Source organism: Deltaproteobacteria bacterium IMCC39524 (genome assembly GCA_029667085.1).
GTDB lineage: Bacteria > Desulfobacterota > Desulfuromonadia > Desulfuromonadales > BM103 > M0040.
This window is the reverse complement of record JARUHJ010000002.1, coordinates 274531-287775: the sequence shown is the minus strand read 5'-3', so window position 1 is coordinate 287775 and position 13245 is coordinate 274531. Positions and strand designations below refer to the sequence as shown.

Sequence of the window (13245 nt, the reverse complement as noted above, 5' to 3'; positions counted from 1 at the left end):
ATTGATATTATTCAGCGTCCATGAATGGGTAGGCGAAGTGAGTCGGCGCCTCAAAGGTTTCCTTGATGGTGCGCGGCGACACCCAGCGAACCAGGTTCAGGTAAGAACCGGCCTTATCGTTGGTACCGGAAGCCCGTGCCCCACCGAAAGGTTGTTGACCGACCACAGCACCGGTCGGCTTGTCGTTAATGTAGAAGTTTCCTGCGGCATTTTCCAGCTTGGTCATAGCGAGACTCACAGCTTCACGCTGGGTGGCAAACACCGCGCCGGTCAGAGCGTAGATCGAGGTTTTGTCGCAGAGTTCAAGAGCTTCTTCATACTTATCATCTTCATAGACATAGATCGTCATAACCGGGCCGAAGATCTCTTCTTCCATGGTGCGGAAATGCGGGTTACTGGTCAGGATCACGGTCGGCTCAATGAAGTAACCTTGGCTGTCGTCGTAACCGCCACCGATGATAACTTCAGCATCGGAAGCCTCTTTGGCGAAATCGATAAACTCGGTAATGGTTGCAAAAGCATTCTTGTCGATAACAGCATTAAAGAAGTTGCTGAAGTCGTTGGTCTTACCCATTTTAATCGTGGCCATATCGGTTTCGAGCTTCTCACGAACCGGCCCCCAGAGTGTTTTAGGGATATACGCACGGGAAGCCGCAGAACATTTCTGCCCCTGGAATTCAAAAGCCCCGCGGATGATCGCTGTTGTCAGCTGTTCGGCATTGGCACTCTCATGGGCCACGATAAAGTCTTTGCCGCCTGTTTCACCAACGATGCGCGGATACGACTTGTACTTGGCAATATTCTCGCCGACGGTTTGCCACATCTGGTGGAAGACGCCTGTTGAGCCGGTGAAGTGAATGCCGCCGAGATCTTTATGATCAAGACAGACCTTGCCGACCATCGAACCGGGACCCGGCACAAAGTTGATGACGCCATCGGGCATCCCGGCCTCTTTGAGAATCTGCATAAAGAGGTAAGGCGTATAGACACAGGACGAAGCCGGCTTAAGCAAAATCGTGTTACCCATAATGGCCGGCGCTGTTGCCAGGTTGCCTGCGATAGCGGTGAAATTGAATGGAGCTACGGCAAAGACAAAGCCTTCGAGAGGACGTTGCTGCACGAAGTTCCAGAGACCTTTCGACGAATACATGGGCTGGTCGGTATAAACCTGCTGCGCGTAGTACACGTTGAAGCGCAAAAAGTCGATCAGCTCGCAGGCTGCATCAATCTCTGCCTGGTAGGCGCTCTTGCTGGTGGAAAGCATGCTGACGGCATTCATAATGTAACGATACTTACCGGAAAGCAGCTCGGCAGCTTTAAGAAAGATCGCAGCGCGCTCTTCCCAACGCAGGTTGGCCCAATCTTCCTTGGCGGCCATGGCAGCATCAATCGCCATATTGATCTCTTTTTCACCGCCCAGGTGGTACTCACCGAGAACATGCTGATGGTCATGAGGCATGACAACCTTGCCCATTTTACCGGTACGAACTTCTTTACCACCGATAATCAGGGGAATCTCAACTTTCTTGTTGGTGATTTCTTCAATCGCCGCCTTGAGCAGATCGCGTTCCGGAGTTCCGGGAGCGTAGCTGTAGACAGGCTCATTGACAGGGGTCGGGACCTTAAGGATGGCATTGTTCAACAGGTTCATGATGGGCACCTTTCTCGTAAGAGTTTCTATGTTAAAAAATCGTTTATACGCAGGAGTCAAGACCGGCCGCAGTGCGTACCAGATCATTCTGACATAGTGATAAGAGCAAGCAAGATGCCAAGCCGAAATTTTCAATCAGGAGATCGGGTTATTCTCACCCAGGAAAGCAACCTCCAGAAGCAGATAAAAGGGCTAAAAGACTAGAAACACTGCACTTTTAAAGACACTGTGAAAAACAACAAGCTCCTAATAAATAGACGGAAATATTGTTTTTTCTTTTCAAGGAGGGGCAAACAGGGAAGAAAAGGGATTTACCAGGGCGACCTCAATGCATTAATGCATAACAAGATGTCGCATAAAAATCTGTAAATTCTTGATTTCATTGAACTATTATATATTTATGCAAAAGGGGATTCTAGAATATATCCGCATTTTAAATGCATTTACGCATATTTACTATAAATATTCAGCCACCTATCGTGGCAGTCAAACCATACCCAGCAAAGATCTCAATCACTCTTTGCAAAGCATCCGCTCCAGGCTCATGCAGCGCAGCAAGATCACGTTCCTGGCCAAGCTTCTCATCCTTACCCCTGGCGACATCATGAAAAGGGAGAAGACTTACCGCCCTCTTCTCTCCAGGCAAAGCGGCAACATAAGTGGCCATGGCAGCAACGCTGTCGTCATCATCATTCACGCCACCTATCAGAGGAACTCGGATCTGGACCTCTGAGCCATATTCAGCCAGCGCCACCAGGTTATCGAGAATCAAGCGATTATCGACTCCCGTGTAACGCTTATGTTTTTCTGCATCGACCATCTTCAGGTCATAAAGGAACAGATCCGTGTGTTGTGCGACCTTAAGCAGCACCTCTTTTTTAACAAAGCCAGAGGTATCTACAGCCCGGTGGACGCCCTGCCTGCCGCACGCCTCGAGAAGTTCAATCAGGAACTCGGGATAGAGCAGCGGCTCGCCCCCGGAAAAGGTAACACCGCCTCCTGATTGATCGAAGAAGGGCCGCTCCTTTTCAACAACCTGAAGAAGTTCTGCGACCGAATAGTAGCGCCCCGACATCTGCGTGGCCAGCGTCGGGCAAACTTCAGCACATTGACCACAGAGAGAACAAAGATCACCGTCAGTGACCACACCATCAGGAGCCAGGCGGCAAGCATCTACAGGGCAAGCGCGGCAGCACTCACCGCACCCGATGCATTTGGCTGCGGTAAAGAGTTTTTGGACTTTTGGTGAAATACTTTCGGGATTATGACACCACTGACAATTCAGCGGACAGCCCTTGAAGAAGACTGTGGCCCGGATACCCGGACCATCGTTGATCGAGTAACGCTTGATGTCAAAAACCAGCGGTTGCGGCATATCAGAACGACTCGTTTTCCGTACGCTCAACCACTTCCTGCTGCAGGTCTGCGTTCATGTCATTGAAGTAGTCGCTGTAACCGGCCATACGCACCAGCAGGTCCTTATAATCCTCGGGGGTCTCCTGGGCTGCTTTCAAGGTCGCCGTATCAACGATATTGAACTGAATGTGATGACCGCCCAGAGAGAAATAGCTGCGCACCAACTGGCCCAACCTTGCAATATCCTCGTCCCGCTTGAGCAGGCTCGGCAAGAAGCGCTGGTTAAGTAAAGTGCCTCCAGACAATGTGTGATCAAGCTTGGTCAATGACCGCACCACGGCTGACGGGCCATGGGTATCTGCGCCATGAGACGGCGAAGTGCCATCGGAAATCGACTTGCCGGCCAAACGCCCATTGGGCGTCGCCCCCATCACCTTGCCGAAATAGATATGGCATGTCGTAGAGAGCATGTTGAGATGAAAGGTTTCCCCCTTAACATTCGGCTTGCCATCGATTGCAGAAAACAAGTCAGCATAAATCTGCAGGGCGATATCATCGGCGTAACCATCGTCGTTACCAAAGAAAGGCGTCTTGTTGAGAACCGTCTGACGCACGAACTCTTCACCCTCGAAATTTTTTGCAACTGCGTCAAGGAGGCGCTCTATACTGAACGCCTTGGTTTCGAAGACATGTTTTTTGAGCACAGAGAGACTGTCGGTGGTCGTACCAAGACCGGTACACTGGATATAATTGGTATTATAGCGCGGCCCAGCATCGTAATAATCCCGACCCTTGCTAATGCAATCCTCGATCACAACCGACAGGAAAGGTGCCGGAGCATACTTGGCGAACATACGATCGATGTAGTTGCTGACCCTGACCTTGGTATCAACAATAAAATTCAACTGCTTGTTAAATGCCTCGTAGAGATCTTCATAACAGGCAAAGTCACGTGGGTCTCCCGTCTCGAGGCCCACCCGTTTGCCTGTCACCGGGTCGACACCGTTATTCAGAGTCACTTCGAGGATCTTCGGCACGTTCAGGTAGCCGGTCAGAACGTAGGCCTCCTTGCCGAATGCGCCGACCTCGATGCAGCCGCTGCAGCCGCCCTCTCGAGCATCCTTGAGAGACTTGCCCTGACGCAGCAGCTCCTCCACGTAAACATCCGGATTAAAGATTGACGGGTAGCCGTGCCCCTGACGAATCACCTTACAGGCGGCCTCGAGGAAACGGTCCGGTGTCTTTCTGCTGACGTGTACGGAGTTGCCCGGCTGCAAGATGTGCAGCTCTTCGACCACCTCGAGCATGATGTAGGAGACGTCACTGACGCCGTCTTGACCGTCACAGGTGATGCCGCCGATATTGATGTTGGTGAAATCGTTATAGGTGCCGCTCTCACGGGCTGTAACCCCCACCTTGGGCGGCGCCGGGTGATTATTGACCTTGATCCAGAAGCAGCAGAGCAACTCCTTGGCCTGCTCGCGGGTCAAAGTGCCAGCAGCAAGCTCAGCTTCATAGAAAGGTGCCAAGTGCTGGTCGAAGTGACCGGGGTTCATGGCATCCCAACCGTTGAGTTCGGTAATGGTGCCAAGGTGAACAAACCAGTACATCTGGATCGCTTCGTGAAACGTGCGTGGCGCATTGGCCGGAACCCAGCGGCAGACTTCAGCGATTTTCTGCAGCTCGGCAACACGCTTAGGATCGCTCTCACTGGCAGCTAAATCTTCGGCAAGATCGGCATGACGCTCGGCAAAAACAATCACCGCATCGCAGGAGACGTCCATCGCCTTGAGCTCTTCGAACTTGTCGGTGGCTTCCGGATCGTTGAGATAATCAAGGGCTGCAATTTCAATCGCAATCTGCCGTTTGTAATCGAGCATTCCCTTAACATAGATCTGACCATCGAGGGCCGTATGGCCAGGTGCGCGCTGCTCCATGAACTCGGTAAAGAGCCCCGCCTCGTAAGCCGCCCGCCATTCATCCGGGACATGGCTGAAGATCCGCTCACGGATTGTCTTGCCCTGCCAATAAGGGATCACCTCACGGGCATAGGTTTCAACGTCTTCATCGCTGATGGTGTAACGTTGCTGGTCGCGGGTGTTGAGGACGAGAAAGTCTTCAACGCTGTGACAGGTCAACTCAGGGAAGGTCGGCACCGCCTTGGGTTGCGGGCCGCGTTCGGCAACGATCAGCTCATCTTCTCCGAGATAGAGGGTTTTATTCCGACAATGATCGAGAAAATTCAAGGCGCGCAGCATCGGCGTCGAGTGCTTACCATAATTCTCTTTATAAAAAGCAGTCTCATGCAGGGCTCGTTCAATAGAAAGACTCGGCTCTGTCTCAACACTCAACTTGCGTAGACGCTGAATTCGCTCATTCATTCCAGGCCCGATGGCGTTCTTGATTGGTGAATAAAAGTTCCCCTCGGCATCAGCATGACGCTGGGGGACCACCTTTAAGTCTCTCTCTTTTGACATATTCTCTTCCCTTCAAACATCGCGCCCCTAAAGGGTACGCAATCAGACAACAACACCATCAGCTCTAATTGTACTCCGCACGACAGCCTGAACACAATAAAGGCTGTAAACGTGGCCTCACCAAGGCAACCGGAGAATCTTTATACATATTCAAGAGCAAGAAGAGTACCAACCGAAAGAAGCCGAGAGACAATCACAAAAGCTTATAATCGTTAACTATTTACAGTGTAGAAGAAACGAGGCAGGAGCAACAGTTCAGGTTATTATTCATTTTTGTATTTTTTATTCACCACCGCATTCGCTGGGAGAAGAAAACTCAATCTGGCGATCTACTTCACTCCAGCAGCTATTGTCAGGATTAACAGTTCCCCTAGCCTCCCGTTCGTTTCTCTCGCTAGAGACTCAGAGGGGGCAGGGGACACCTGATTGTTTCTTGAATTTCTCTGTGTCCTCTGTGTCTCTGTAGCGAAAGGTTTTCTTTAGAACAACCCTCACTTGAGCAAAGTGGACAACCAGAAGACTCAAAAACGAAGAGTGCCGAACCGACTATTTACTCTTTACGGACTCCAGCAAGTGCACATTGATGAGTCCGGAAGGGTAGATAATATAAACCAGACTCATTGTCTCACCATCCTTCCCGACACTCCGGCCATAAGGCAGTGCAACTGTGTATGTCCACTCCCTACCGTCATCATCGCGCCAGCTTAAAGAGGCCTTCCGAGCGAGGAGCGGGTGCTTCGAAAAACCTATATCCAGGGACCTGTGCGGTAGAATAACATTGACGGACCCGTATCTTTCCGTCGGTTCATGACGTACCTTTACATCGGTAATCCTGCTGTTTGTGGCATTTTTGACATAAACGCGATCAAGCACGGTTTGCGAACTCCCACAAGCCGACAAAAACAAAGAGAGCAAAGCAAAGACAGAGAACGACAACCAACTTTTCATATATTCTCATCCTAAGAAGGAACAACTACAATTTGACCAAAGCTTAAAGAAACAGGCTAAAAAACCAAACAAATGTTCTAAGTATTTAACGCACCAAAAGCAGGCGCTTTAGGCGAAGGCGCGAAGGGGAAGAAACAGTCCGCAAAGAAAACTCCTTCAAAAAGGGAAAACAGGACCCTTTGCGTCTTTCCTGGGTGTTCTTAGCGTCTTTGCGTTGGTCTTTTGAATTCAGCTTTTACTCTTTTGGTGTAAAGACCTATTCCCTTTGTTTGGGTTATAGACCCGTAAAGAAGCTATTTGATTGAGGCCCTGCCCAGGTAGTTAAACGATGCCGGCCGCCATCCGGGGATGTAATCTTTCGTCAACTCATTGAGCTTAAAGCCCCCCCGCTCTAGCAGTGCCGGGATATTTCGATTAAGGTGACAGCCTCCACCAACGGCCTTCCAGAGGGGGTTAATGAAATTTTGCACTCTCCGGACACCCAGATCTGGTGCGACACCATGTTCACAAAATATGAGCTCGCCACCGGGCTTGAGAACACGGGCCATTTGTTCGATTGCCCGCCCTATTTCAAAGATTGTGCACAAGGTGTAAGTAACCAGAACGGTGTCAACGCTGTTACTCTCCAGGGACAATTCCTCACCGGCCGAGCAGATGAATTCAACATCAAATTCAACAGAAGCTGCTCTTGCTTCTGCCATTCCGAGCATCTCCGACGAAGGGTCAAGACCCCAGACCTTGCTTACCTTATCTGCGTCATAATAAGAAAGATTCAAGCCTGACCCCAAGCCGACCTCCAACACCCTGCCTCGGGCAAACGGCACAACCTTTTCCCGTTGACTCATCACTGAATGCATATTGCAGGCACAGTGGACGAGTTTCGGAAGAACATATTTGTTGTACAGCCTCATAATGCCTCAGACACTCTCGCAGGAAAGCCAGGAACACCGATTCACCCTTCCGACAAAATGCGGGCAAGCCAAGAATATTCCCGACAACAGATAACATGGATTGTCTTGATGGGTGCAAAAAACCAAGTAAGAATTAACAATTAAAAAGCGGCAGGAATTATGCTATGTGAAAAACTAATTTAACTTTCAACTCTCGCACTGTGAGAACTGACCCCATACTTCTGCAGCTTTCTGGCGACCGTAGGCTGGCTCATACCAAGAGCTTCGGCAATGTCCTGCTGTTTTCGATAGCGCTTACTGGCTTCGGAAAGTACACGCTTTTCAACGCTCTCCAGAATTTGCGTCATGTTCATCCCGTCGGGCCAACTGCTTTCCACGAGACAACCTTCCCCACTGGACCACGCAACCACATCCTGAGGCAGATCCCCCACATCGAGCATCTCAGTTTCAGACATCACGACCAAACGCTCGCAGATATTCATCAATTCACGCACATTACCGGGATAATGGTAATGAACCAGGACGTCGAGAGCTGCAGCACTCAGTTTTCTTGAAACATTGGACCGTAAAGCAAAATGATCGATGTAGGAGCGAATCAATGCAATCAGACATTCCTTACGTTCACGTAGAGCCGGGACACGCAAAGGGATAACGCTCAAACGGTAGAATAGATCGGTGCGAAATTGGCCGGAAGCAACCAACTGATCGAGATCACGATTGGTTGCGGCAAGCAGACGGACATCAACTTTCCGACTCTGAGTGCTTCCCAGACGGGTAACCACACCATCCTCCATGAAACGTAGCAACTTGACCTGCGAAGCCAGCGGGAGTTCGGCGACTTCATCGAGAAACAGGGTGCCACCATCAGCGAGTTCAAGATGGCCCGGCTTGCTGGCAGAGGCACCGGTAAAGGCACCTTTTTCGTAGCCAAACAATTCGGCTTCGATAAGCGTTTCCGGGATGGCGCCACAATTGATTTTTATGATGGGCTTGTCGCTACGGCGGGAGTTCTTGTGAATCAGGTCAGCGACCAGACCCTTGCCAACCCCAGATTCACCGAGAATCAGAACCGTCGAGTCGACTTCACTGACTTTCAGCGCCTGTTTGAGCGCCTTGACCATACAAGGACTTTTGGCAATCACCCGCTGACGGGAGAGAAACTCTTCCTGTAACTCTTGTATCTGGTGACGAAAATGATCACCAATCGCCTGTTGTTCTTCCAACTGCCGCTGTAGACGATCCGTTTCAGTAATATCGCGTTCGCTAACCACCACGCGAATCAGTTCGCCGGCATCATCAAACACCGGGGTCGCCGTAGAAATAAGTTTTCGACCGAAACGGTTTTCCTGCAGCAGGCTGACCACACTACGGGACTTGATGGCTTCAAGGGCTGCCGAGGGAAGAATAACCAACCCTTCTTCGGCAACGTCGAGATAGGAACGTCCAACCAACTGCTTAGCAGTGGCGTTGTTGATTCGTTGAGAGGCGGGATTAACACGCAGGATAAGACCGGCACCATCGCAGACAAAAAGGCCATCTGAGGAGGAATCGATGATCGCATCATGTTCCCAGGTCAATTCCTGGATACTCCTGTCCATGGCCTCTCCTTGAACCGGCTCGACGTTAGTGTGACATCAGCACCGGGACGGTCATTGACTGCAGCAGATAACGACCGACATCGCCAAGGATCTGGTTGCCACGACGGAACTGGGAAAAGGCGCCGAGGACCATCAGGTCGATCCCCTCGTCGGCGCAGCGGTTGAGCAGCAAGTCACCGATACTGAGCCCTGCTGTAACGTGCTTTTCGGCAATGGCATTGATATCGTAGTGTCGCAAATGACTGCAAATATCGGCGTTGTGAGATTCGTAGGCCTCATCGCCCCCGTAACCCTGGATTGATATGACGTGAACAGAATCGGCCGCGCGCAGCAGTGGCATCGAATCATGCATGGCCCGTGAAGATTCGGGGCCACCACGCCAGACCAGCATCACCCGTTTGCCGATTGTTCGGGCGTCACAGGCGTAGGGGACGACCAGCACGGGACGGCCAGCCCCCAGAACCGCTTTTTCCGGGAGGTCACTGGGTGTCGACTGTTGCTTTGCTTCATGGTCAGTCTGGCTGACGATCAGCATGTCGCGATAATGGGCGTAAAGATTGAGCGACTGGACCAGATCAAGATTGTTTCTGGAGCTGTCGGCACAAATCCACTCCGATTCCAGCCCCGCTTGTTCGACCGTTTGCAGGAACTTCAGCTTAGCCTGGTCCGCCAGCTTATAGGGTTGTTCAAAGTCGCTGGCCCGATGGGGTGGAATCGTGTAGAGACCAGTCAGCTTGGCCTGCTGCTGCTGGGCCAACTGGATTGCGGTGGCCAGCCTGGTTGAGCAGGTTGAGCTTAAATCGATATACACCAGAAGGTCTTTTAAGTTCATTGATTGATCCTCTCGCAGTATTGCTCTGCCCCGGCAAGACTATTAATGTTTCTTTCCCAGGTAGGCTTCCTGTACTTTCTCCGAAGCCAACAGTTCTTCCGAGGTCCCAGAGAGGGCGATTTTGCCGACGTCGAGTACATAGCCACGATCAGCCAGCTTCAGTGCAGCCTTGGCGTTCTGCTCAACCAGCAGCACCGTCACACCTTTTTTGGCAATCTCCTTGATCTGCTTGAAGATCGCCTTGACCAGGATCGGTGCAATTCCAAGAGAAGGCTCATCGAGCAGCACCATCTCGGGATTACTCATCAAGGCGCGACCGATCGCCAGCATCTGCTGCTCGCCACCGGACAGGGTTCCTGCCAACTGCTTGCGGCGTTCCTGCAGACGAGGGAAAAGTTCGTAGACCCAGGCAAGGGTTTGACGATCCATTTTGCTCTGGGAAAAGGCACCGAGCATCAGGTTCTCTTCGACCGTCAAAATACCGAACACGCGTCGCCCTTCCGGAGAATGGCTGATGCCCAGCTTAACGATCTTGTGGGCAGGCAATTTCGTCAGCTCGTGCCCTTTAAAAGTAATCGAACCGGCTTTGGCCTTGAGAAGCTGGCTGATGGTGCGCATGGTCGTGGTTTTACCGGCACCGTTCGCTCCCAGGATGGTAACAATTTCACCCTTGTGCACTTCGAGGGAGATCCCCTTGATGGCGGCGATGCTGCCGTAGGAGACTTCCAGATCTTTTATTTCAAACAAAACGTCGTTACTCATCGTCGTCATCCTCACTTCCCAGGTAGGCCTCGATGACGGCCGGGTTCTTCTGGATTTCTTCAGGGGTGCCCTCGGCAATCTTTTTGCCGAAGTTGATCACCGTCAGGTAGTCAGTCACTTCCATAACCATGTCCATATCATGCTCAATCAGCAGCACGGTGACACCTTTGTCACGGATTTTAAAGATAGTTTCCAAAAGTTCCAGGGTCTCTTTGTCGTTAAGACCAGCTGCCGGTTCATCGAGAATCAGCAGGGTCGGTTCAACGGCCATCGCCCTGGCAATCTCCACCCGCCGCTGGAGACCGTATGGCAATGATCCAACCGGAGTAGCAGCAAACTCGCTCAACTTGAAGAAGTCGAGTTGCTCTTCAACCTTCTGCCAGTTTTCCAGCTCATCTCGCTTTTTCCCGGGAGTTGGGATGATGCCGTGCCACCATCTCTGCGTGCTTTTGATGTGACGGCCGCTCATGATGTTTTCGGCGACCGACATCTGGCCGAACAGGCGGATGGTCTGGAAGGTACGGACGATGCCACGATCCACAATCTGGTAGGGGGTCTTGCCGCGGATCTCTTCACCACGCCAGAGAACTGAGCCTTCTTCCGATTTGTAGATGCCGGTAATGCAGTTGAAGACCGTGGTCTTACCCGCCCCGTTGGGGCCGATGATGCCGTAAATCTGGCCACTTTCAACCTTGAAACTTAAAGCGTCAACGGCGGTCAATCCCCCGAAGCGCTTGGTGACGTCGGTCAATATCAGTTCATTATGCGCCATGATTATTTTCCTTGATCAAAAACTTGGGAATTTTACCGAAAGTGGCCGGCCAGATACCACGTGGCCGCATAATCATCGCCGCAATCATAGCGAAACCGAAGATGAAGTAACGCCAGGTGGCGAACTCGCGGAAAATTTCCGGCAGCACGAACATCACGAACACCCCGATCAGGACTCCGGGCACCGAAGATCCGCCAACCAGAACGATACTGAAGAAGAGTACCGACTGGATAAACTCGAAGGCCTCCGGGCTAACAGCTGAATACTGGGTGGCATAGACGGTTCCGGCCAGTCCGGCAATCCCGGCACCAAGACCGAAGGAGAAGATCTTGTAGACGCGGGTGTTGATACCGATACTTTCGGCCGCAAGCTGATCCTCACGGAGATAATGCATGGCACGTCCCGGTTTACTCCCAGCCAGGTTGTGCATCACCCATAGAGTCAGCAACAGGACGATGAAAGCAAAATAGTAGACCGAAATCTGGCTCATCAGGTCATAGCCTAAAAAGCTCAGTGAATCGAGGCCAAAGATACCGTTGGGGCCACCTGTCACGCCGCCGAGATTGTTCTGCAGGACCTGAACAAAAACAATGTTGAAGCCGATAGTGACGACCAGCAGGTAGTCGCCGCGCAGGTGGACGATCGGACCGGCCAGCAGGATACCGAACACGGCCGGGATGATGATCGCCAGCGGTATCGTGGCGATGATCGACCAACCGTACTCGTTATTGAGGATTGCCGTGGTGTAAGCACCCATGCCGAAAAAGAGCGCCTGGCCCATATTAAACATACCGCACTTACCGAGGATAATATCTTGAGATAGAGCCACCACGGCAAAGATCAGGAATGTTATCGCCACCGCCTGCCAACGGTCGTCAAGCATGTGCGGCAGAACGGCCATAACGACGAAGAAGACCGGATAAGCAAATTTCTGCAATTCTTTCATCAGACTTTCTCCGCAACCCGCTCGCCGAGGATGCCGGTCGGGCGGACAATCAAGATTAAAATCAGCAGGATAAAGGTAAAGGCATCAGCCCATGTGCTGGAAACGTAACCGGCGATAAAGGCATTGAACAGGCCAAGCAGCATCCCGCCGAGCATAGCACCCGGGATATTGCCAATGCCGCCCAGAATTGCAGCGATAAAAGCGTAGAGACCGTATTGCCAGCCCATATTAAAGGTAATGCCGCGATAGTAGAGGCCGATAAAGAGACCGCCGACAGCACCCAGAGAGGAGCCGATGATAAAAATAAGGGCGATAACACTGTTGACGTTGATGCCCATCAGTCGGGCGGCATCCTGATCGATGGAGGAGGCGCGGATCGCTGCACCCATGCGGGTCTTTTCAACGAACAGGTAGAGGGTAACCATCAAAACCAGCGACAACACCAGGATAATCACCTGGATCAGGCTGATCACCACTCCGCCGAGATCCCAGTAGACCTGCGGAACCAACTCCGGGAAGATGCGCATCCGCGGCCCCCAGATCAGCATGATGCCGTTCTGGATAACCAGTGAGGCACCAAGTGCCGAGACCACCGCCGACAAACGCGGTGCTTCGCGTAAGGGACGATAGGCAACCCGTTCGAGAATAATGCCGACAATCGCCATGGCAACCGCAGTCAACAGGAAGATAACAATAACTGCGACCAGAGAGGTCGCCTGTCCCATCACCTGAGTATAGATTGTCAGGCCAACAAAGGCAGAGGCCGCAACCATGTCGCCATGAGCAAAGTTGATCAATCTCATAACGCCGTAGACCATGGTGTAGCCGAGCGCAACCAGGGCAAACATACTGCCTATAGTCAGGCCGTTTGCTAACTGTTGTAAAAAAGTGTCCATAAACTTCTCCGGGTTTGGTGAACGAGTTGCCTTGCAGAAGCCAGAGGAGGACCAGGTCGTCCTCTGCTCGCGCCTGAAGGGCAATTTATTGTATCT

The 13245-nt window shown here is 51.7% G+C and carries 10 protein-coding genes; all 10 read right to left on the bottom strand.

Annotation, left to right across the window (positions count from 1 at the left end; all coding sequences use genetic code 11):
• Positions 1-7: 7 nt before the first annotated feature.
• A complete protein-coding gene (gene pruA / locus P9J64_06970) occupies positions 8-1651 on the bottom strand; it encodes an L-glutamate gamma-semialdehyde dehydrogenase (GenBank protein MDG5468063.1) in 1644 nt (547 codons plus the stop codon).
• Positions 1652-2117: 466 nt separating this feature from the next.
• Entirely contained in the window at positions 2118-3026 is a 909-nt protein-coding gene (locus P9J64_06965) for a glycyl-radical enzyme activating protein (GenBank protein ID MDG5468062.1), read from the bottom strand.
• 1 nt (position 3027) lies between these two features.
• A complete protein-coding gene (locus P9J64_06960) occupies positions 3028-5388 on the bottom strand; it encodes a glycyl radical protein (GenBank protein ID MDG5468061.1) in 2361 nt (786 codons plus the stop codon).
• Positions 5389-6725: 1337 nt separating this feature from the next.
• Positions 6726-7343 (bottom strand): class I SAM-dependent methyltransferase, encoded by a 618-nt coding sequence (locus tag P9J64_06955; GenBank protein ID MDG5468060.1) that lies wholly within the window; start codon positions 7341-7343, stop codon positions 6726-6728.
• Between the two features lie 179 nt (positions 7344-7522).
• Positions 7523-8941: a sigma 54-interacting transcriptional regulator gene (locus P9J64_06950; protein MDG5468059.1), complete on the bottom strand. Its 1419-nt coding sequence runs from the start codon at positions 8939-8941 to the stop codon at positions 7523-7525.
• A gap of 25 nt (positions 8942-8966) precedes the next feature.
• Positions 8967-9773 (bottom strand): universal stress protein, encoded by an 807-nt coding sequence (locus tag P9J64_06945; protein MDG5468058.1) that lies wholly within the window; start codon positions 9771-9773, stop codon positions 8967-8969.
• A 42-nt stretch (positions 9774-9815) separates the two neighbouring features.
• A complete protein-coding gene (locus P9J64_06940; GenBank protein ID MDG5468057.1) occupies positions 9816-10535 on the bottom strand; it encodes an ABC transporter ATP-binding protein in 720 nt (239 codons plus the stop codon).
• On the bottom strand, positions 10528-11307 hold the full coding sequence (locus tag P9J64_06935) for an ABC transporter ATP-binding protein (GenBank protein ID MDG5468056.1): 780 nt from the start codon (positions 11305-11307) through the stop codon (positions 10528-10530). The genes P9J64_06940 and P9J64_06935 overlap by 8 nt, the downstream gene beginning before the upstream one ends.
• Entirely contained in the window at positions 11297-12253 is a 957-nt protein-coding gene (locus tag P9J64_06930; GenBank protein MDG5468055.1) for a branched-chain amino acid ABC transporter permease, read from the bottom strand. Before P9J64_06930 ends, P9J64_06935 begins: the two co-directional genes overlap by 11 nt.
• Positions 12253-13149, bottom strand: coding sequence for a branched-chain amino acid ABC transporter permease (locus P9J64_06925; GenBank protein ID MDG5468054.1), 897 nt, complete (start codon positions 13147-13149; stop codon positions 12253-12255). Before P9J64_06925 ends, P9J64_06930 begins: the two co-directional genes overlap by 1 nt.
• Positions 13150-13245 lie beyond the last annotated feature (96 nt).